The organism is Pseudomonas sp. GT1P32 (assembly GCF_054897805.1).
Map to the genome: position 1 here is coordinate 16,773 of NZ_CM142704.1, position 19,973 is coordinate 36,745.

At 56.1% G+C, this 19,973-nt stretch carries 18 protein-coding genes and 1 pseudogene; 6 read left to right on the forward strand and 13 right to left on the reverse strand.

What is annotated here, in order from left to right:
- Positions 1-116 precede the first annotated feature (116 nt).
- From ACYZUC_RS00090 to ACYZUC_RS00125, 8 genes are read right to left on the reverse strand one after another with little or no spacing between them, the layout of a single operon-like run.
- The gene (locus tag ACYZUC_RS00090) at positions 117-1,364 is read right to left on the reverse strand and encodes a hypothetical protein (protein WP_461992538.1); all 1,248 of its coding nucleotides are present in this window, start codon (positions 1,362-1,364) and stop codon (positions 117-119) included.
- Positions 1,361-2,869, reverse strand: a complete 1,509-nt coding sequence (locus tag ACYZUC_RS00095; protein WP_461992540.1) for a hypothetical protein — start codon at positions 2,867-2,869, stop codon at positions 1,361-1,363. Before ACYZUC_RS00095 ends, ACYZUC_RS00090 begins: the two co-directional genes overlap by 4 nt.
- A 59-nt stretch (positions 2,870-2,928) precedes the next feature.
- Complete coding sequence (locus tag ACYZUC_RS00100; protein ID WP_461992542.1) at positions 2,929-4,365, reverse strand: PP2C family protein-serine/threonine phosphatase; 1,437 nt, start codon at positions 4,363-4,365, stop codon at positions 2,929-2,931.
- 9 nt (positions 4,366-4,374) lie between these two features.
- Positions 4,375-5,271, reverse strand: a complete 897-nt coding sequence (locus ACYZUC_RS00105) for a hypothetical protein (RefSeq protein WP_461992544.1) — start codon at positions 5,269-5,271, stop codon at positions 4,375-4,377.
- Positions 5,272-5,283: 12 nt separating this feature from the next.
- Positions 5,284-6,204 (reverse strand): hypothetical protein, encoded by a 921-nt coding sequence (locus ACYZUC_RS00110; RefSeq protein WP_461992546.1) that lies wholly within the window; start codon positions 6,202-6,204, stop codon positions 5,284-5,286.
- The gene (locus ACYZUC_RS00115) at positions 6,204-7,124 is read right to left on the reverse strand and encodes a hypothetical protein (RefSeq protein ID WP_461992548.1); all 921 of its coding nucleotides are present in this window, start codon (positions 7,122-7,124) and stop codon (positions 6,204-6,206) included. The genes ACYZUC_RS00110 and ACYZUC_RS00115 overlap by 1 nt, the downstream gene beginning before the upstream one ends.
- A gap of 4 nt (positions 7,125-7,128) precedes the next feature.
- The gene (locus ACYZUC_RS00120; protein WP_461992550.1) at positions 7,129-7,965 is read right to left on the reverse strand and encodes a hypothetical protein; all 837 of its coding nucleotides are present in this window, start codon (positions 7,963-7,965) and stop codon (positions 7,129-7,131) included.
- The gene (locus ACYZUC_RS00125; RefSeq protein ID WP_461992552.1) at positions 7,962-9,698 is read right to left on the reverse strand and encodes a serine/threonine protein kinase; all 1,737 of its coding nucleotides are present in this window, start codon (positions 9,696-9,698) and stop codon (positions 7,962-7,964) included. Before ACYZUC_RS00125 ends, ACYZUC_RS00120 begins: the two co-directional genes overlap by 4 nt.
- 307 nt (positions 9,699-10,005) lie before the next feature.
- On the opposite strand from ACYZUC_RS00125, the pseudogene ACYZUC_RS00130 reads away from it, so the two are divergent.
- Positions 10,006-10,414, forward strand: a pseudogene (locus tag ACYZUC_RS00130) (EamA family transporter); the annotation flags it as partial.
- A gap of 104 nt (positions 10,415-10,518) precedes the next feature.
- Here the strand turns inward: ACYZUC_RS00130 and ACYZUC_RS00135 are convergent.
- Together ACYZUC_RS00135 and ACYZUC_RS00140 are read right to left on the reverse strand one after the other, a co-directional pair.
- Entirely contained in the window at positions 10,519-11,055 is a 537-nt protein-coding gene (locus ACYZUC_RS00135; RefSeq protein ID WP_461992554.1) for a DUF2867 domain-containing protein, read from the reverse strand.
- Between the two features lie 23 nt (positions 11,056-11,078).
- Positions 11,079-11,729 carry a DJ-1/PfpI family protein gene (locus ACYZUC_RS00140; protein WP_461992556.1) on the reverse strand — a complete coding sequence of 217 codons (651 nt, stop codon included), beginning with the start codon at positions 11,727-11,729 and terminating at the stop codon, positions 11,079-11,081.
- 126 nt (positions 11,730-11,855) lie between these two features.
- On the opposite strand from ACYZUC_RS00140, the gene ACYZUC_RS00145 reads away from it, so the two are divergent.
- Positions 11,856-12,410: a TetR/AcrR family transcriptional regulator gene (locus ACYZUC_RS00145; RefSeq protein ID WP_461992558.1), complete on the forward strand. Its 555-nt coding sequence runs from the start codon at positions 11,856-11,858 to the stop codon at positions 12,408-12,410.
- Positions 12,411-12,559: 149 nt separating this feature from the next.
- Here ACYZUC_RS00145 and ACYZUC_RS00150 read toward each other — a convergent pair whose 3' ends face one another.
- The gene (locus tag ACYZUC_RS00150; RefSeq protein WP_461992560.1) at positions 12,560-13,693 is read right to left on the reverse strand and encodes an alanine--glyoxylate aminotransferase family protein; all 1,134 of its coding nucleotides are present in this window, start codon (positions 13,691-13,693) and stop codon (positions 12,560-12,562) included.
- Between the two features lie 971 nt (positions 13,694-14,664).
- Here ACYZUC_RS00150 and ACYZUC_RS00155 point away from each other — a divergent pair.
- The 4 genes from ACYZUC_RS00155 to ACYZUC_RS00170 are packed head-to-tail and all read left to right on the forward strand — an operon-like array spanning position 14,665 to position 18,452.
- Positions 14,665-15,657 (forward strand): hypothetical protein, encoded by a 993-nt coding sequence (locus tag ACYZUC_RS00155; protein ID WP_461992562.1) that lies wholly within the window; start codon positions 14,665-14,667, stop codon positions 15,655-15,657.
- 2 nt (positions 15,658-15,659) lie between these two features.
- Complete coding sequence (locus ACYZUC_RS00160; protein ID WP_461992564.1) at positions 15,660-16,292, forward strand: DUF2997 domain-containing protein; 633 nt, start codon at positions 15,660-15,662, stop codon at positions 16,290-16,292.
- A complete protein-coding gene (locus tag ACYZUC_RS00165; RefSeq protein ID WP_461992566.1) occupies positions 16,293-16,814 on the forward strand; it encodes a 4Fe-4S single cluster domain-containing protein in 522 nt (173 codons plus the stop codon).
- A gap of 27 nt (positions 16,815-16,841) precedes the next feature.
- Positions 16,842-18,452 carry an AAA family ATPase gene (locus tag ACYZUC_RS00170; protein WP_461992568.1) on the forward strand — a complete coding sequence of 537 codons (1,611 nt, stop codon included), beginning with the start codon at positions 16,842-16,844 and terminating at the stop codon, positions 18,450-18,452.
- Between the two features lie 181 nt (positions 18,453-18,633).
- Here ACYZUC_RS00170 and ACYZUC_RS00175 read toward each other — a convergent pair whose 3' ends face one another.
- Both ACYZUC_RS00175 and ACYZUC_RS00180 read right to left on the reverse strand, forming a co-directional pair.
- Positions 18,634-19,305 (reverse strand): class I SAM-dependent methyltransferase, encoded by a 672-nt coding sequence (locus ACYZUC_RS00175; protein WP_461992570.1) that lies wholly within the window; start codon positions 19,303-19,305, stop codon positions 18,634-18,636.
- Positions 19,306-19,382: 77 nt separating this feature from the next.
- Positions 19,383-19,682 (reverse strand): hypothetical protein, encoded by a 300-nt coding sequence (locus tag ACYZUC_RS00180; RefSeq protein WP_461992572.1) that lies wholly within the window; start codon positions 19,680-19,682, stop codon positions 19,383-19,385.
- Positions 19,683-19,973 lie beyond the last annotated feature (291 nt).

Consider the following 19,973-nt stretch of genomic DNA (forward strand, 5'->3'; position numbering starts at 1 on the left):
GGGCCTATTCTGGGTGCCCCGCCTTTTGTTCTGTTAGTTATACCCCTTGTAACTATTGCATGCATCCGCGCGCGCTGAACCATGTTCTGAGTCGCACTGCATCGTTCGCGCACTGTTTATTTGACTGGATAGTACGTAACCTCTGGTTCTCGTCCTGCGCGAAAAACGATGAGTGCCGAAGATCCGATTTCCGGTATCACTATCGAGAGCAATAGGCTGGAGGCGGAAGGCCAACGAGAGCAGATCAGAACGGAGAAGGTTCGCAGTTCCACGCTGATCTGATCCTTAAACACCTGCAAATGCTCAGCCGGCTCGGCTAGCTGGATTTCGAGGCCAAAACCGATGCGGTGCCATTTCGCCGGGATATGATTCAGGCGATAGTGCTTGCCCGCCTCGCAAGCAACACGAACGGCAGTGCTGTCGCGCTTCGTGGGCATCGCCTTGGATTCAAGATCTGTGTGCGGATCAAACACCAAGCGTATTCCTGGTTTCTCCGCAACGGTGCCTTGGCGTGCGGCGGCCGAATTAAATGACCGGCTGCGCGCGATCATGGCGTCGACGATGCCGGTGACAGATGGCGAGACGATCCGCAGTCCCGGCGATAAGTCTTTGATGAGTTCGGACAGGCGTGGCGCCCCTTCTCCGATCAGGGCGACTTCCGCCCCAGATGCTGGCGCCAATTCACCGAGCAGTTTGCGCAAAGCGTCTGCCGTCACTTCGTCGATTGCTGTTGCATCGGCGCTGCCAAATGTCGCGGTGGCCCAGCCGAGCGAAGTCCATTCCCGCATATCGAACGACCACTGGGGCTCACACGCCCCCCAGTAGCGCCCTATCAGTTCGTGTAGCGGGGGGAGGGGGCAGGCCGCCGGCGAGGCGGATTCCCGTTTCAGTGCCGTAAGCATCCTATTCTCTAAAGTGACTTCATCTACGGCGGCGACTGCCTCGCGGACGAAGGTCGCACCGCGTGCATCAGTCGACAATGTCACTCCAGAGATCATCTCCCGAGATGCGTGGATCAGTAGCAGAGTGCTGGGTTCCGAGGAGGAAAGTACCTTAGCTAAATCGCCGAGATCGACTGGCTCGAACTGATTGAAGCCCGCAGCAAAGGAAGCCGCCTCCAAGCGCTCCAGCAACGGCAATGGGAGTCTCGGCGGACGATGGACGGTGAGACGGTCCGGAAGACGGCCGGTGAATTCCAGCACGTGTCCCTTTAGGGTTTCCAAGGCGCTGATTACATCGTGGATGTCCAGTGCGGGATCCCAGGGGGCTAACGGGAGAGAAAGCTTCATTCGAACGGCAGTGGTACTTTCGAACAGCAGGCTCGCTTCCGCCTTTTTGCCAAAATGTATGTGTAGATCGATCATCGAAGTGCCGTCCTCAAGCTGCCGCCGGGGCCGATTAGTTGTTCGAGTTGTTGCTTGATATATGTCGAGCCGCCAGTGGGATTGTTAAGTTCCCGTGAGAGCTCAGTCTTCAGGTTGGACAAGATCGCGATGACGCTCGGTGCGCTAACTGTCCTGCTGCTACGCCCACTAGACTGTGCGCCCTGGTGCGACTTGATCTCGTTGGCGATCTCCTCTACTCGGGACATAGTGTCCTCCAGCACGTCGCCATAGCAGCGGGCTGCCGCCTCCATACCCGCCTTCGAAAGCAGCTCACGCAGGCTCTCCATTTCCTCCTGCAGGCGTTCCTCCTCCAGGGCCCTCGAGGTGAAGTACGAGACGACAGTAATAATCAGCGCCAGAACAAGGGCCCCCAAGGTGACCGGCTTGCGCAAGGCGGTAGCTTGCTCCGTGAAAACCGATAGGCCGAGGAATACGAGCATGAACAACCCGGCGATTTCCATGCGAGCACGCATGAGGCGGTTGACTATGCCCAGCCGCTCGAACTTGAAGTGGAACCCCCGGCCCGCCGTGGCGATCGCTTCGTGTATGGTTTGCGACGGTCCGGAGCGAGACGCAGACGGCTGCAGCCAGTGTTCGGCGTCTTGGCCGAAGCGCCGAGAGAATCGGCCGGAATCAAGCTTGTTGATGCGACGGGCAATTCCGCGGATTCTCTCGTCCGCAGCGCGGTGCGCTGCCTGGTCAATGGTTACGACCAAGTGGTTGATTGCCTCGTCGTTGAGCCGCACTTCGACAGAGGTCTTGCCGAACACGTCGCGCAGCCAGCGCGGGCGGAAACGGTCGATTGCGCTCGCCTTGATCTCCTGTGTAAAAGCGTCGGTGCCGATCTGCTCCACGACCTGATGGACGATAAGCTGGAAGTTCCGTTGCGCGGTCTCGCGATCGCGCGACCGGTCTCGCTCTTCCTGGAGTAGATCGGCCACTAGCATGCCAAGGCGGGCGAGGTAGTTGGAGTCCTCGTCTGGATCAGTGGGCGAGGGCGTGCTGACCTTGAGTTTATCGATCAGGCGATCGAGAGCTTCCAGCTCGCGGCTAACGATACGCTGCAGTTCGTCCAGGGAAAACCAGGCTTGGCGTGCAGCGCCGAATGCTGCCAGAGCGGCATCCGCGTCACTGTCGGGCAAGGTGTCGCAGAGCAGGGGCGTCGTCGCACGATGCTCCGTCATGGGGGCCGCGGTGTCGCGCAAGCTAACGTCGCAGAAATGACGCCGCAAGCCGAGACCGGAACGGTCGTCGAGCAACAAGACGCCAGGCCGGACCCGGTGCGCCATTACGGGGCCTGCGGCGCCGGGCAGTTCGACTTCCTCCAAGTCGGCTGATGCATCCGCCGCATCAGCGTGGAAGACATAGAGCGGCTGCTGACGCCGGAGCCTTAATTGCCTTGCGAGGCCAGCCACCTCGGCGTCCCGGTGCAGCGGTTTGAGGAGATTCGCCATCTTCTCGAGTAATTTCAGAGTGTCGTCCACACCTTTCCAGGCGCTGGAGACCGACGGGGTGCTGACAGCCGATAGTCCCTTCTGCATGATCAGTCGCAAACCTCCCTTTTTATTTGCACTGGATGGCATTGCTCAAGCGGAAAAGTGACTTCCTCGCATACTTCGCGGATGGAATGGCATTGGGCACGTGCCGCAACAAGGCAGCGATGGATGGCGGCCGCCCCGTCCCCCCATGCACAATCGCAGCGAATCGTGACGTCGCCGAGTGTGCTGTCGCATTCCTCACGGAACCTGGGACGGACGAAGTCATGCGCCTTTGCCCGGCAGATTCTTTCGGCTTCGGATTGCGTCGTGGCACTGTCGTTGATCGGCCAGGAGTTCTCGTACTTCAGTTCTACTCCAGTATCGCGACGGCAGCGCGAAGTTGTCCGCTGCTCCACAGTGCATTCCTTATGGGTTTCGTAGACCGTTCGACAGGGCTGTTTTGGGGACACTACAAGTGGGGGGAGGGGGACCGATTCGACCGGTGCAGGTCCCGTCTGGTCTACGCTTCTATCCGTCGTCTTCCCTGCGTCGCCTATTAACGGGGCAGGAGCATTCCTGGTGGGGTCAGGATCAGGCGAGTATTGAGCAGGCCGCGAATTGTCATCCTTCAGTACGCCCTGAATAGTCAGGGCGGCGACCAGCACGACGAAGGCGAGCGCGGCAGTAAGTAGTGGCCAGTAGCTCTGGAACCAAGCACCGCTGGCTCCCAAGTCTATTTGGCCAACACGAATCGCGACCGCTGTGTAGTTGTCCTGCCGTGGGTTGTTGGCGGCCACAACGGTCTGCCGGGCGAGATCGAGTAGGGTAACCTCGTCCCGGGCCCCGGCCGCCCAAGCACCAGGGTCGTCCTCCGGAATCTGCTGTGAGATGCCGTCCGAGCAGAGCAGCAGAAGGTCGTTCTGGCGGAGCTTCAGCCGGCTGACGGTATCCTCCATGTTTTCTTCCAGCGGATCACCGAGGGATCGCGTCAGCTTCGAGGCATCGGGATCGTCCGCCGCGGACAGCGGGACGAGGCCGCTGACGGCGCGCTTCAACTCTCGCACGTTATGGTCACGAGTGCGATGGATCAGTCGGCCATTGCGGAACTGGAACAGCACGCTGTCGCCCGCATGGCAGACAAAGCCTGTGCGCCCCAGCATGGCTAAGCCGACGAGCGTCGAGGAAGGTGCTCGGTCACCGACTCCCTCGCCGCGCAGGGCACCGACGGCCACCCTCGCAGCGGCGATTCCCTTGAGCACGGCAATTTCGGGGTCTCCGTGGGCAGACGCTGTATCCAGGAAGGCTTTTACGCCAGCCTCTGCAGCCACGTCACCATCGTCGTGCCCGCCCACACCGTCGGCCAACACCCAGAGAGTGATGCCCCCGGGGCCCTGGCGTAAGTCCCATCGGTCTTCATTGCGCTGGCGCGCGCCGAGCTCCGAAAAAGCAGCCCAGTGATGGCCGCCCGAGCCGATAATGCCGGTCTGGGGGCTACGGGTCACGACAGGCCCTCAGTTGTTCCATGTGTCGATTACCTCTTCGCAGATGTCGACGCTGGACTGGACTATACCGACGGCGGTTTTCAGACCGACGTTGGTCACATTGAGCGCGTCAACGACATCATCCGCGCCCTTCACCAGCGTAGAGGTCACGTTGCCGATCGTCTCTGTCGCCCGCTCCAGGCCGTCCCGCGCCGCGCCTGCGGCCTGCTTGAGTCTATCGATCTGCACGCCGATGCCGGTCTCCAAATCACCCTGATCCCGAGTGGTCCGGGAATCGAAATCGGACCAGCGATCGGCCACCTGCTGGATAGCTGCCTGCTGCCGTGCACGGGCGTTTTCTGCGGTAGCCCGGCTATGCTCCGCGTAGTGCCTGATCGATTCGTCGATTGCCTGTTGGCTTTCAGTTGCCTTGGTTGACACCATGGCGCCCAGGACTGGGCTTCCTCTGATCGCGGTTTCCACGACCGTCGTGCCCGCGCCTTGCAGGGTCTTGTCGTGCGATTCGGTGAACTGACGATGGTCCGCTGCGCTCGCCTGGCAATGCTGCTGATGTTCCGCAAGCGCCTCCTGCACTGCAAGGAGATTGCCGGCGCAGGCCGCCCAGTGCTCGTGCATCGTCTGCCAGTGCTCGCCGAAGCCTTGCTCCAGTGCGTTCCAGTCTTGTTTCGCGCGCCCGGCCAGGGAGGCGATCCGTTGTTCGAGATGTCCCCATCTCCCGGAGAGACGGTCGGTCACACCTTCGGTATGCTCCCGGTCATATTCGATGGCCTCGTGCCAGGCAGCGGCCTCGTGCTCCAAGAGCTCCAGGATACGTCGCGCGTGTGCTTCGACTTCCTGTGCGCGCTGCTGCGTGGCGACCAGACGAGCGCGCGCATTCTCAAGGACAGCCATCACATTGGTACTCATCGTGCTTCCACCTCAGGTTCCAACGATCGCCCTAATTTCTTTCACCGCATCCAACTTTTCCTCGAGTGTGCCGAGCAGGCTCTGCAAGGTGTTGAAGATAGCCTCTAGGGCCTTGCGCTCGGGGTCCGAGCGGTCACGTTGCTCGAGGATTTCATCGATCTTCTCCTTGACCACCTGCTTGATGGTATCGATCGCCTGATTGATGAGCTCGCTGACCTCATTGCGTACCGCGTCTTCCACCGTGCCGCCGAGGGACAAGAGCCCTTCGTCGAAAAGCCTTGTGCCCAGTGACCGCATCAGCTCGTCGAGCTCGGCAAGGGCTTGCTCGACCGGAACGAAAACTTCCTGCTCCAGGCCGGCAGCGAAGGCGTCACCCGCAGTCCGGGCCTCGTCCATGGCGCCGGCGAGCTGGTCGGCGAACTCCTGCGACATCTGCATGGCCTGCTGGTGGAAAGCCTGGTTGGCGCCGTGCGCCTCCACCCACAGTTGGGTGATTTCGCTGAGCCGGGTGCGCAGTGTGGAGATCAGCGTCTGGAGCTCGCCGTCCAGCGCTTTGACGGCATCTCCCGCAAGCTTTTCGTTGTCGTTCACAGACCTGGCCTGCTGGTCGATGGCCTGGCTAATTTCATCAGCCACTGAGCGGGTCAGTTGCACTGCTTGGGCACGAATGTCGTGGGATAGGGTGTCGAGCCCCTTGGACAGCTCGATGACAGCTGTCTGCGCGCTGTGTGCCCAGCCGGTGGCTTGCTGCACCGCATGGCTCACTTCGCTGTCCAGTTCGCGGAGGGAGGCGTGCACCATCTGCTCAAAGTCCAAGGTGGTGGTCCGGATCTCCTCGACCAAGTCGGCGAGGGACGCCGTTTGGAGCACGAGCCTCTCGAGCTCGGTCACTAGGGTTTCGCCGGCCTCTGTTGCACCTGAATGCTCTGACATCAAATAATATCCCCGAGCGGATTCTTGAAGATGCGGATCGCTTCGAGCAGCAATTCCAGCGCTTCCTTCACCGCGATCATGTACGCCAGGTAGGGCGACAACGCGGTCGAGATCTCGGCACCGAGAGTAGACATCGTGATGCCCTCGATGATTTCCACACCAAGTGCATGGGCCGCGTGCTCAATCAACTCTCGCTGCGCGTCCGGCAGCTTCTGCTCAAGCGCTCGCAGGATCTCGTCTCCGAAAGCGTTGAAGGCGGCCTGCGCTACGTGCTGCAAGTCCTGGCCACCGCGGTCGGCGAGCTGAGACAGGTCGGCGAAAGACCTCTGCAACTGGTCCTGAGCATTGCCGACAAGGCTCTCCAAACGGGTGCTGAGGCCCTCTCGCGCATACTGCTGCATCTGCTGGAGAACCCTTTCCAGGTCCTGGACCGATTGATTGACGTGGTTGGCGACTGTGCCTTCCAAGGCGCCGCGAGTGCCTTCGGTCGCCGCGACCAGTTCGTTGTTGCCGGCCAGTAACTGCCCCTGATGGATTTCGAGCAACTCGGGAAAGGCACTCAGTTGTCCGGTGACCGGTTCCAGGAGTCGGTCCAGTTCTTCGATCAACTGCGTCAGTGCCTTTTCCAGAACAGCCCAGTGCGCCGATAGATCCCCGAGCGCGTTCGAGGCTGCCGTATTGATCGCACTGATTTCTCGCTCGATGGTGTCCTCGGCATGACCGGGCAGGTTCCCCACCTCGGTGGCGAAATTGCGCACCGCACTTTCGAGCGCAGGAAGGGCCTCCTGGGCGTCCTGCAAACTATCACCGTCGAAGCGATGGGTTATTTCGCCCAACGCCGTGAGGGAAGCAGCAATGCGCTGCTGTTCGGCTGCGAGTCTCGCGGCGGCAGCTTCGACCCTCTCGATAATCTCGCTCATGGCGCTACGTCCATTGTTTCACCGCTTCGAGCAGAGGTCTGATCTGTTCGATCACCTGCTGCAGATCTTGAACCTTATCCAGCAACTCACCGGCTTCGCCGTCGAACAGTTCCGAGACTTTCTCCGCCGTGGCAGACAAGCTGTCCAGGATTTCCCCTGCGTTACCGCAGAAGTCGTCTATTGCGCGGCTAGCGTCGTTGCTCATTTTCGTGATGCCTGCATCGGCGTGCTGCATGGACTCGTTGGCATGGCTCTGCAGTACGTCGAGGCGCTGCTCGACCAACTGCTGCAATACGCCGAGGCTGTCCCCAAGTCTTGTCTCCTCTGTTCCGATCCGCTCCCCGGCCTCATTGAGCAGGCTGACCGCAACCTGCACCGCCTGGTCCAGAGCCTGCCAGGCGATCTCGAGCTGACGCACTATTTCCCCTATACCTCGCTCGGCCTCGGCTGTAGCGTCTTTGCTAGATTTATGCGCTTGCGATAGGGCCTGTTGTATCCCTCCAAAGCTATGCCTGACGTCATTGACGCCCTTGCTAGCTTTGCCGGACTCGGTCTGGAATAGTGCCGCCGTCGGCGACGTTGCCTGTTCGAGCGCGGGAATGACGAGACTGTCGAGCAGCGCCTCAATCTGATTCAGGTTCTCGTCTGCTACATCAAAGGGTGCCGTCAGTTCCGCGTCAACGTGCTCCATCGTGGCATGCAGCCTTTCGCGGACCTGCCGGGCCTCACGCAGGAACTCCTCGATGGCCATCTCCTGGCGCTGGAGTTCTGGCCCCAGGTTGTCCGACAGTAGGCGGTTGAAGCCCTCAATCGTGGCGGAAATTTCGGCGGGTTCGCTCATGTACGCTCCGGTACGCGCGGTTCGCAAATTTCGCGAGGGACATCTTCCTTCCAGCATTTCTCCTCAGGGACTTGTTTATTTCTGCAGACGTCCTTGGTCCTTTCGCAGTCGGCACTAGCTTCGTAGTCGCAGGATGCACCGCTAGGTGATGAGCGATCGTAGTTGCAGTCGCAGGAAGCATCAATGCTGCCCAGGGTTCCTTTATTACATTGCTGCCTAAGCTCATGTCTGAGGCGTTGCCTTGCCTCTCTACTGCACGCATTGTCGGCAGCCTGCTTCGAGGGGAAGAATCCATAGAGCGAGTCGATGCCGCTGGCTGTGACCGTATCGGTGCTGGACTCTGGCTCGCAAATCTTTTGAGTGCGGTAAGTCGTTTCGCACTTCTCCTTTTGCTCGTTGATGGTTCGGCACACTGGTGCCTTCATCCTCTCTTCATCGGCGAGCCGGTCAGCTTCTTCTTTCGCTTTTTTGATTCTCTCTTGCTCGGCGAGCCGGTCAGCATCGTCCTTCGCTTTTTTGATTCTCTCTTGCTCGGCGAGCCGGTCAGCATCGTCCTTCGCTTTTTTGATTCTCTCTTGCTCAGCGAGCCGGTCAGCATCGTCTTTCGCTTTTTTGACTCTCTCTTGCTCAGCGAGCAGGTCAGCATCTGCCTTCGCTTTTTTGACTCTCTCTTTTTCGGCGAGCAGGTCAGCAGCTGCCTTCTCTTTTTGGGCTCTCACTTCAGCAGCTACCCGCGCAGCATCCTGTTCCACATAGACCCATGCACCGGCACTAACTAAAACCAGCAAGCTGGCGACTACCAACCATTTAGAAATCCCTTTTTCCTTCCCTGTTTTCACGCCGTCCTGGAGTACCTTTCGGAAAGCATCAGCGCTGGCTGGACGTCCGCCGGGACGTAGTGTCAGGCCATGGTCAACACCAGACACAAAGTTGCGTCCGTAGGCCTTCACCCAAGAGCGGTTGGTGATCAACTTAACCAGCGTGTCCTCGATGCTACGATTCGGCGCGTCGATGGGCTTGTTGCCACTAACCAGCCAATAGAGGATCGCGGCAAGACCGTAGATATCCGTTGCCGGTGTCGCCTTAACGCCGCCCACGCTTTCCGAGCCGTATTGCTCGGGCGCCGAGAAACCGGTCTTGGTCAGCTGACGTGACGAGCTTTCGGAGATGTCGGTGACGATCCGCTTGGCGCCGCCGAAATCGATCAGCACGAAGCACGGCGTTCCGCTCTTCAGGTCTACCAAGATGTTATCTGGCGCAAGGTCGCGGTGGATGAGGCCACTGGAATGGACTAGGGCGAGGGCATCAAGCATCTGTTTGGCGAAGTCCTCAACCATCGCCTTGTCCGGAACCAGCGATCCGCTTTCTACCGCAGCCTGCAATGTCTGGCCGTCTACCTCTTCCATCACGAGGTAGGCGGTGCGGTTCAGCTCAAAGACTTCGATGACCCTAACGATATTGCGATGCCTGAAAGTCTTGAGCTTAGCGCCTTCGGATAGCAGTCGCTCCACACCCTTGGCGAAGGCTTCCTGCGAACGTGGTGTGGAGGGCACAATCGTGCCGTCGGCCACACGGCTCGCTTGGCTCTTCGGAAAAAACTCCTTCAGCGCAACTCGACCGTGATCCGGATGTTGCGCCCGGTACACGATACCGAAGCCCCCCTGGCCGAGCACTGACTCGATGGTGTACAGGCCTACCTTTGCGCCAACTGGCAGAGCGTCAACGTAATCCATACGCGGGACTCCAAAAATCGCAGTGGTACTGCCAAGGCTTGTATGTAAAGCCGACCATCTTCGGTCTACTCGGCTCTCACTGACTGAGGTAGGCAAAAAACCGCTTGGTCTTCACCAATTCAAGCGTGAGTGTAGACCGGCGCAACAATTTGTGTGGTTTGGGCAAGCAGGTTGCAAACGGGGCGCGTTGGGGGGGGACAATTTAGAAGAGTGAGCGACATTTCTGAAAAGGATATGCAGCGTGCAGCGTTTTGCTGGCGGCTGTGGTGGTCGGGTTGGATGTGATGATCAGCTCTGCATCTGATCATCGATTTCATGGTCGACGCTCTTGGTAGCCTTGGGGTTTCCCTTGTATTTCGTGTTGCGACATAAACTCGCCACGGCACACCTCGGCGGCCTTTGGTTTGACATACTTCTTACGTTTCCGGTTGCCGTCTGTTTTGTTGGTGGTCATCAGTTCGGCCGCATTCATGGCCTACACCGTTGCAGGCAAGCTCCTGCCGTTCAGCCTGTTCGGTTTGCCGGGTTATGTTGAACCGATATTGATGGTCGCAGTGGCCTTGGCCCTGGGTGAACAGATCAGGGCAGAGCAGTGGATGACGTACCTTCCAATCTGGATGGCGGTGGGCTTGCTTGTTTTCGACGGTGGCCGCTATTTGTGGCGCTCGCGGCGGTTAGCAGGTAGACAAAATGTGGCGAGGATAAGGAAGATTTAAGGGCATCCCCTGGCTCCTTCATCGCGCATCTGCGTTGAAATCCAGCACCCGCGTGGCACCGTCAAAGTGACGCGATCTCGTGCCTAATGGATCAGCAATGGCTCTCAGCCTTCGTAGCTGGTAGCCAGAGGCCAACCGATGCGCGCTGCACGGAGGAGGCTGGCCTTAACAACCAAGCGGTGGAATGGGGCAATAACGAATATGTAGGCCCGGCCTAGACGGTTGTGGCAATGGACCACGGTTGAAAAAACGAGTTGGCGACTGCCTTCTGGCTCTGCCTCTCCAGAACACAGGATCGATATCCGGAAGTCGAGGTGCTTGTCGTCCTCTCCCAACACGATTTCAGTCTGGTTCGAGCTGTAGACCTTGAAGATTTGAATCCGATCAGCAAGCGTTGCCAAATGTTTGGCTGTCTTGATACCAAAACAGGCAACGATAGTGTCTCGGACTTTCATGAGCCATCCGATCCAGGATGGCTGGTGGGAAAGGATGAATCGAGCCAGCACATCTGGATTGCTGGAGGTGCCCGCCGGGAGCCGAATCGCAAAAGCGTCCGCCAGGTTCATCGACTTGTAAAGGTGGGTGATGCCGGACCTCGAAGGTACTGGCACGGACATAATGAGCTCAAATTCTCGGGGCATCGGGGATCTCTCCTGAGTTCCAACTACCAATTAGATGACATGCCATGTCGCGTTTCTTGTTGCGATGGTCTGTCGTATAACGCTCCTTGTCGGATGCTGAGCCCGATCAACGCATCATAGAGCTCTTGCTGCCCAGCTGGCAAAACAGGGAGCAACGTCGCACGGCGCTTGCCGACATCGAACCAGGATTCAACCAACCATCCCACCAGATAGAGCGCCGAAAGGCATCCGCCAGCAGTTGCAACGTTCCCCTGGCAAACAAGAGGCTGGTCCACGGACTCAAGTCCCAGAGCTTGCAAGCTCGATCGTGCATCCGGGTGTGTAGTTGCCTGGCCGCTGAGCAGCCCAAGCCGTTCGAGAATGAACGCTCCGGCGCATATGGAGCCGATCCGCTGGCGTCTGGAGTCAAGTTCAAACGACGGCAGGAAATCCGGGGCGGCAAGTGCAGCGGGTATCCCTTCCTTGCCGCTGACGAACAATACCGCGTCGGCACTATTGGCCTCGGAAAGCGGGCCGTGCACCGAAACAGGCAGGCCATGCGCCGATCGCACGATAGCGCTGGAACCCAATATCCGGACGTGCCAGTCCTCAGTGTTGCGACCCAAAATGTCCCACATCAGGAATAGGTCGATATCAGTGAATTGGTCGAAAGCAACCAGTACGATTTTCTTCAAGGCGAGCTCCATGAAAAGTGCTAGCGTGCAAAACGCAACGGCTATCTTTGCTGGTGTTCGCAGCGTATCAATCGGTTGCGCGCCATACACAGTCTGTATGGCGCTAAAAATGGAGCGAAATAACGGGTGGGAAAATTAACTCGCAACCATTGGATCGCGGCTGGTTTTGAGGCCCTCGACCAAGTAGGACATAGTGGTGTTTCGGCCGAGAGTCTATCGCGCCGATTGAATGTGACCCGTGGATCGTTCTATCACCATTTCCGCAATCGCGAAGACTTTGTCCGCACCTTGCTGGCCGCTTGGGAAGAAGACTACACGGAGCGCATGCTCGCTTATGCGGCGCAGGGTCGTAGCGCGGGCGAAATCTTGAAACGCTACTTGAGTATTGCCGCTGAGAAACAACCTGGGCGGGAAGTTTCCATCCGCGCCTGGTCGCTGCACGATCCGTTGGTAGGCGAGTTTCAGCAGCGTGTTGACACAAGACGACTGGACTTCGCGATACGGACGTGCCGCCGCTTGGTCCCTATGCCAGGCGAAGCAGAAGTGATTGGTCGGGTGGCCCATCTGTGCCTGATTGGTGGTCAACAGGCAGGGCTGCGTCGTGATGCCGTTCGTTTCAACAGTTTCCTGAGTCGAGCCTTTTCACTTTTCGAAGGGGCTCTTCCGCCTTGGAGGGCCTAAGTCATGAGCTGGATAGCGCTGAAGAGCGCACGCGTCAGTAAGACGCGTGCACGGGCTTTCCCTTGTGGTTCTGACATGACGTCCGGACGACCAGCGTCATATTCGTAGATCAACGCCATGGGCCGGCAGTGCCCAGGCAAGATGAGTGCTTAGTTCTCCATCACCTCATCCAGTGCCTGCTCAAGGGTGCTGACCGTGCGCTCGATATTTTGCAGCTTTTCGAGTCCGAACAGACCGATGCGAAAGGTCTGGAAGTCGGCCGGCTCGTCGCATTGCAACGGCACTCCGGCGGCAATCTGTAGGCCGTGGCTGGCAAATTTCTTGCCGTTCTTGATGTCGGCATCATCGGTGTAGCTCACCACGACGCCAGGGGCCTGAAAGCCGGCTGCGGCCACGCTTTTGATGCCTTTTCCGGTCAACATGGCGCGCACCCGATCGCCCAGCGCCTGTTGTTCGTTGCGGACCTTGTCGAAACCGTAGGCTTGCGTCTCTTTCATCACTTCGTTGAATCGCGCGAGGGAATCGCTGGGCATGGTCGTATGGTAGGCATATCCGCCCTGTTCGTAGGCCTGCATGATCTGAAGCCACTTTTTCAGGTCGCAGGCGAAGCTGCTGCTCTGCGTCTGTTCGATGCGCTCGAGGGCCAAGGAACTGAACATCACCAGGGCGCAGCAAGGGGAAGCGCTCCAGCCTTTCTGCGGTGCGCTGATCAGCAGGTCGACGGCGCATTTGTGCATATCAACCCAAAGCGTGCCTGAGGCGATGCAGTCCAGCACAAACAGGCCACCCACCGCATGCACGGCGTCGCCGACGGCCCGCAGGTACTCGTCGGGCAGGATAATCCCTGATGAGGTTTCAACGTGGGGGGCGAAGACAATCTGCGGCTTCTGCGCCGCAATGGCTGCCAGCACTTCGTCCAGAGGGGGTGGGGCGTAGGCAGCCTGGCGACCCGTGTCGACCGGTCGGGCTTTCAGCACCGTGGTGGCCGCCGGGATGTTGCCCATCTCAAGGATCTGGCTCCAGCGATAACTGAACCAGCCGTTGCGTATCACCAGGCATTGCTGGCCGGTGGCAAACTGTCGCGCCACCGCTTCCATGCCGAATGTGCCGCTGCCCGGGACCACCGCAACAGCCTGGGCGTTGTAGACCTGTTTCAGGGTCCTGGAAATGTTCTTCATCACGCCTTGAAATGACTGCGACATGTGGTTGAGCGAGCGGTCGGTGTAGACCACTGAGTACTCGACCAGCCCCTCAGGATCGATACTGGGATATAGCTTTGACATGGAGTGACTCCTTTGGCAGAGATGTCAGTGGTATCGACCCTGCCTTAAGCCTTGGGAAATGACAAGATTGCTCGGAATTGAATTGCGACTTATGTCGAGCGGTTGGCATCATCAGGTCGATAACGACCAGTTACGAAGGGCAGCAGCCGACCCGAAGCTGCCCTTCGCGGAGGGCAGCTAACGGCTGTGGCCGACCAACCACTCCGGAGGCCCACCAGCATCGTGGGCCCGTATCGTCGAACTAAAGCGTAACTTCGGGTTGAAGTAAGACCTGGAAACGATAATCGAAACAGGGGCTCTTGCCGAATCATCGTTTCCGCACGGAGCTTTAGCACCGATAGCCTTTTTCAGGGTTGGCTGATTTGTGTGGCAACAACTATGCCGATAGTGTTCCCCGTTCAGTTTCAATAACTGGAGGCGTTTTTTGAAGTCCGATCTTGGCATTCGCAAACGAGTGCTTGGCGCCTTGCCGGAGCTACCGCTCGAGTGTAATGTGCACAGCAGCTACAATCTGTAGCGGAGCCAACTACCCGTGATGCTCTCTATTGATGATGCCAAAGCGTTAGGTATTGAGCGTAAGGGAATTACCTTGAAGTCTTATGTTTAATCGTTCGTGCTTGCTGCATGTGTAACTGCAACAGCCCAGGCCACTACAAAATCGGAAATCTGTGGATGGCCCGCCGACATTTATAGAGCAACGCAGGAGAGGTGCGCCTGTAATACGGGGAATGGCCGCTGCGAGGTGCTCGCTGCGGCTGAAAAACCAGAAATGAGTGAGTGATCTGAGCGTTTTGGATCGACTCGCCACTTTCAAAATCGGCAGTGGTCGAAGTTAGCCCGAAACGTATGGCTACTTCAGACCATCCCTAGCGCGTGATAAAGCAAAGATTGTCATGTAGCATAGATCAATGAGTAGTTCTACAGTCAGCCCCTCACTACGCGCTTCTGCACCAACTCTAGAAGGTTTGTGAATGATAAAGACTATCCCGATGTGGAAAATGATGATGGCCACCAAAGGTAAGAAAACGGGACTTGCAATACTGGCATGCTTACCTGTTTTCATCGTTACCGGTGCGTGGATGTTTCTTGAAGGGTTGCAAAATGGGCAAAAGCGCCAAGCTGCAATGGGGCTTATTGGTCTGATTTTTTTTGGTGTGTGCCTCCTGCTATTTGCACCTTCAAAAAAATATATTCCCGGCAAAACATTTCAGGCTTATAGAAATAAAAAGCCCAGTACAAAGACGGCCATAAATTACGGTTACGGAATCATTGTTTTTATTTTCGCAGTTTTTGTGGCTCTTGCACCGGAAGACGCGCTGAGAGCAATAGGCTATGGATTAGTAGGCATCTTTAGCCTTTATGTTCTGTCAAAAAGCTTAAAATTTCACGCAGATATCGATTTTTCGACAAATGAATATTTGGCAACCGCTCTGGGATTTCCTGTGGGGGAGAAAATTCTGGTCAGCTACCAGAATTTTGATGCTGACGAGGTTGAAGTTGGTAGCAATGCTTTTGCCGCAACAGCGACAAAATTCATTGTAGCGTCGTTTGATGGGTATCTTTGGAGAAAGCTGTCGCGGGATCTGAATCAGGTCTCGCGCATTGGGATCGCTGGCGATGAAAATCAAAATTACTTCGTTAAATTGCAATTCAATGATGGAGCCGATGCTTTGTTGCGTATTGGGCTATATGAAAAGCTCACATCAAATCCCATTCTGGTAATAAGAAGGCTGCTGGAAGCGATTGATGCAAGTCTTCTTTGTGGTAGTGGTGCATCACAGGCAGCACAAAGACGTCGGGTAGTTGTAAACTCTGGAACTCCAACATCGGTTTCAGAAATTGTTGCGCCTGAGGCTGCGCTTGCATCCATGGCGCCTATGCGCAACATTGAGGTAGCCCCTGACGTAATAATTGCTATCCAGAACGCCGAAGAAGTTGTTCCCGGTCGCAGGCTGGAGCTTTAACAATGTCTCATTGTACAAAGTTTGAATTTTCTTATGTTAATGAAGAAGCCATTGCCAAAGCGTTCGGCAAGATGGGCCTAAGCCCAACGACTGGTCTGGTTTCCGTATTTGCCAGCGACTTCAGTAAAAAGGTATTGAGCAAAATAGGCTATATGGGCAAGCAGCAATTTAGGGCTATTTGTGGCCAAACGGCTGATAAATTCAATCTATTTGTTTGCCAAATTGAGGAGGGCTCCTACAAACTCCTCATCGAACGGGGAACTATTTCGTCCGACGACGAAGCGATAATGGCTGATTTGGCTTTAAGCTTTCAGAAAGCGTACATCAGCGTAGCCATCGATGAAACCATCAAGCGCATAGACGCATCAGGTGTTCCAGCAAGAGTGAAAGAAACTCTTCAAGGGTTCGAGGTTGAATTTGGACCTAACTACGAATACAGCATTCGTGTCACCTTTACGGGCGATGAAATTACTGAGGAAGTGCATGGCGTGAAAGGCGATATTTGCACAAAACTTACTGAAGAGCTTGAGTCTCTACTTTCTAGCCCTACTGCGGAACTTGTGACTGAGTGGAAGCCGGAATATACCGTAGTCCATGAAGAGCAAACCCTTCAAATTCTCAGCGCGAATTTCTAAATGGAAATCAATGTACACCATATGGAGTTGAGCCGCGTTAACGGCCCCGGGTTGCGCTTGACATTATGGGTGCAGGGTTGTGCGCTGAATTGTAAGGGGTGCTTCAATCAGAAGACCCACGCTCGCGAAGCGAGTACGCTGATGCCTATTTATGAATTGGCACAGAAGATAAATGCACTGGACATCGTTGGGGTTACCCTCTCTGGGGGGGAGCCGCTCGACCAGGCGCCAGCCTTGGAGCAATTAATACATGCCGTCAATGGCGAGAAAAACTGGGTACTTTATACAGGCTATACGCCAAAAGAGATATTCCAGAATGAAGCCATGATTCGTGTTGTTAAAGCCGTAGACTTGACGCTGGCTGGTCGGTATCGGCATAACGCAAAACATCCCTATCAGCACAAGCAGATTATCAAAACCAGCGACAGAGTCGACATTGACTTTTTCCGTACTAGAAGAGTTGTCGAGTTTGTTGTTTCAAAATCTGGCGTTACCAAAACCGGTCTTCCGATGCATGTATAACTCAGTTCAAGCGCAGGGATAATAGGCATGAGCCGTACCAAGCAGATAACAGATTACCTCAAAGCGCGTTATGCGATTTTGGTCATTGAAACTTTCGAGGAAGAGCGTGCACTCATTGAAGTTTCTGAAATCGCCAAGGCGCTTGGCCATCGTTTGTTCGTTTGGAACTCGACGCTAGGAGTCCAGATAAATGGCGTCGTGGCTGGGGATAAAACCTTTGATTTGAAAATGGCCTTGGACTTTTGCGAAGAAAAGGCGAAGGAGGAGGGCAGCAAAAATATTTTTGTTTTTTGTGATGCTCATAACTACCTTTCCTCAAGCTCAAATCCTGTCTATCGTCGTCGACTTCGAGATTTAGCCATAAATATCCGCTCGCGTGGATATCGAAGCAATTGCATTGTCGTGGCACCCAGCTTTGAAATTGCCAATGATCTTCAAAAGGAAATCACGTTGATTGATTTTCCTTTGCCATCAAGAGATGAAGTTAAGGCTCAGATAAATAACTTTGTTAATTCCTGGCAAGGCAACAGCAGCGTTAAGATTGATCTTTCTAGCGAAACAAAAGATAAGCTCATTGACGCCGCTTTGGGCCTCACGGGATTAGAAATTGACAATAGCTTGTCTCGTTCATTGGTATCCAGTCTTAGTTTAAATGAAGATACCGTAAAAGATCTGCTTTCCGAAAAAAAACAAATTATACGGAAAACAGGTATCTTGGAATACATCGACTCAAAGGTAAATCTTGAGGATGTTGGAGGGCTGGCAACTCTTAAGAAGTGGCTCCATTTGCGTAGCCAGTGTTTTGGGCAGATTGCTCAGGAGTTCGGTGTCGGAACCCCGAAGGGTTTACTCTTAACTGGAGTTCCTGGTTGCGGTAAGTCTCTAACGGCGAAATGCGTATCGTCGTCTTGGAACATGCCCTTATTGCGTTTGGACATGGGAAAAATCTTCCAAGGGGTGGTTGGTTCTTCAGAATCCAATATTCGTTCGGCACTACGTACTGCCGAAGCTATTTCGCCCTGTATCCTATGGATCGATGAAATTGAAAAAGGACTTTCCGGCTCTTCCGGAGGAGCATCTGATGGTGGCACGGCTACACGCGTATTCGGCACGCTGTTGACTTGGATGCAAGAAAAAACGGCGCCTGTTTTTGTGTTTGCTACCGCTAACAACATCAACAGCTTACCTCCGGAGTTGTTGAGAAAGGGGCGATTCGACGAAATATTTTTCGTTGACTTCCCGTCGACATTAGAAAGAAAAAAGATTCTTGAAATACATCTGAAGAAATTGAAACGTGACCCGGAAAAATTTGATTTGGATCGATTGGCTGCTCTAGGAGGCGAGTCGAATTTTGGTAAAGACATTGTGCTTTCTGGTGCTGAAATCGAAGCTTGGGTTGGGGACTCGCTGATTGAAGCGTTCTCACGGCGGATGAATGGCTCTGGTGATGTAAGCGACCTGACTATGGTTGATTTTGAAACTACTATTTCGCGTTTAGTACCAATGAGCAAAATGCGTAAAGACGAGTTTACAAAACTTCGTGATTGGGCGAATCAAAATGCAATTAGTGCTTCAGCTATGGTTGCCGGTCAGAGTGATACGGAAACTCAAATCGGCGGCAGGCAAATTGATTTTTAATCTGCGGTGATTTTTCAGTGGGTAAGGCTTTGTTGCACAAATCGCGGCTGATGGTCTGGCCGGTAAGATGACTGCATGAGCTTCTGGCCGATTGCCGCCTTCCGTGAAGGGCAGCAATCGCCTGAGATCCGCTAGTGAGTCTTCAACCAAACAACCCCCAGCCGACATCCATCAAACGAACTCACCTTCGCGGTTCAGCCACCAACAACAACGACTGCGGCACAGGGCTTTGCGGGTGCTGTGGCTCCTGCAGGCCGGTCAGTTGAAAGCCGGCCATGTCCAGCGCATTGAGCCAGCTGGACAAGGTGCGGAAGTACCACGGCATGGGTTGCCACTGTCCCTTGAACCCGGTGAAAGTCTCTTGCCGCCAGCCATCCTGATAGTCGCCTGCCGCTGCGCCCCACGGATGCAGCGTCTGGATCACCAGCGCGCCGCCGGGGGCGAGCAGGGCGTTCATGGCGGCGAGCAGGGGGATGATGTCCTGGTGCAGCAGGGCGAAGTTGGCGCAGATCAGGTCGTAGTCGCTGCCGATGTCCACTGTGGCTTGCGCCAACTGTTCATAGTTCGCCAGATGCACCGGCGAAGAGCCCGCCGCCCGCGCCGCCTCGACCAGCGTCGCATCGCCATCCACGCCGACCCCATTGATCGCCCGTTCAGCCAGCGCCCGCAACAGCCAGCCCTCGCCGCAGCCCAGGTCGAGCACACGTTCGGGCTGACGGCTTGCCACTGCCAGCAGGATCGCCTGGTCGGTGACCTTGAGGCGGCTTTCGATGGCGCCGGTGCGGATCGCGTCGATCCAGGATTGGGCGTTGTGGTGCCAGCTGTCGAGAAGGGTCGATTCGGGGGCGGGCATGTCGATGTCCGGAGTTGTGGGTTGGAGAGAAGGATAGGGCAAGTGCGCGTGCAGCGGACGCTGTCAGTGACGCTGCATTATTTTCTGCACTCTGCCAACACCACCTGGCAGGTATCCGGCGCGCCACCGGAGCGTCCGGCGTAGCGAATGCAATTGTCCATGGATTTCTGGCGTGCCATGTCGAGGGTGGAACCCCAGGCCAGGCCACCCTCGCCGACAGTGGGCAACGCTTTGGCGTAGCAAGATGAGCCTTGGTTTGAGGCCCAAGTGCGAGGCGTGGCAGTGTTGCGTGCGCAGCCCGCTGTCAGCGCCAGGTTGATGGCGAGCAGGGCGGGCAAGACCCATGACCCGCATGGGCGCGCGGTTTTTCCGGTCATCCCGTGTTCCCTGTATCAAGAGGCTGGAGGCGTGTTTGTATCCTGCAGTTTAGACGCTGTTGCGCCTATCCTTTGCCCGGTTTGGCGCATTTGGGTGCAGTTGCCGGGAGGGCATTTTTGAACCCGTGCCTGTCCGGAAGAGAAGAAATTCTGGCGTCATGAAATATACGGTTGACGCTGCCCGTGCGCCGCTTGCAAAGTCCCTGCCTTGATCTTTAATAGTTACTGACAGGGGCGCGTAACCCCGTCAAATATGTCTTGAATATCAATGGTTAAGCGCAAGTACCAAGT

What these genes read in the sequence shown, in the direction of transcription:
- ACYZUC_RS00090 (WP_461992538.1), bottom strand. Translation starts at nt 1,364, where the DNA reads ATGATCGATCTACACATACATTTTGGCAAAAAGGCGGAAGCGAGCCTG.
- ACYZUC_RS00105 (WP_461992544.1), bottom strand. Translation starts at nt 5,271, where the DNA reads ATGAGTACCAATGTGATGGCTGTCCTTGAGAATGCGCGCGCTCGTCTG.
- ACYZUC_RS00110 (WP_461992546.1), bottom strand. Translation starts at nt 6,204, where the DNA reads ATGTCAGAGCATTCAGGTGCAACAGAGGCCGGCGAAACCCTAGTGACC.
- ACYZUC_RS00115 (WP_461992548.1), bottom strand. Translation starts at nt 7,124, where the DNA reads ATGAGCGAGATTATCGAGAGGGTCGAAGCTGCCGCCGCGAGACTCGCA.
- ACYZUC_RS00120 (WP_461992550.1), bottom strand. Translation starts at nt 7,965, where the DNA reads ATGAGCGAACCCGCCGAAATTTCCGCCACGATTGAGGGCTTCAACCGC.
- ACYZUC_RS00125 (WP_461992552.1), bottom strand. Translation starts at nt 9,698, where the DNA reads ATGGATTACGTTGACGCTCTGCCAGTTGGCGCAAAGGTAGGCCTGTAC.
- ACYZUC_RS00135 (WP_461992554.1), bottom strand. Translation starts at nt 11,055, where the DNA reads ATGCCCCGAGAATTTGAGCTCATTATGTCCGTGCCAGTACCTTCGAGG.
- ACYZUC_RS00150 (WP_461992560.1), bottom strand. Translation starts at nt 13,693, where the DNA reads ATGTCAAAGCTATATCCCAGTATCGATCCTGAGGGGCTGGTCGAGTAC.
- ACYZUC_RS00155 (WP_461992562.1), top strand. Translation starts at nt 14,665, where the DNA reads ATGATAAAGACTATCCCGATGTGGAAAATGATGATGGCCACCAAAGGT.
- ACYZUC_RS00160 (WP_461992564.1), top strand. Translation starts at nt 15,660, where the DNA reads ATGTCTCATTGTACAAAGTTTGAATTTTCTTATGTTAATGAAGAAGCC.
- ACYZUC_RS00165 (WP_461992566.1), top strand. Translation starts at nt 16,293, where the DNA reads ATGGAAATCAATGTACACCATATGGAGTTGAGCCGCGTTAACGGCCCC.
- ACYZUC_RS00170 (WP_461992568.1), top strand. Translation starts at nt 16,842, where the DNA reads ATGAGCCGTACCAAGCAGATAACAGATTACCTCAAAGCGCGTTATGCG.
- ACYZUC_RS00175 (WP_461992570.1), bottom strand. Translation starts at nt 19,305, where the DNA reads ATGCCCGCCCCCGAATCGACCCTTCTCGACAGCTGGCACCACAACGCC.
- ACYZUC_RS00180 (WP_461992572.1), bottom strand. Translation starts at nt 19,682, where the DNA reads ATGACCGGAAAAACCGCGCGCCCATGCGGGTCATGGGTCTTGCCCGCC.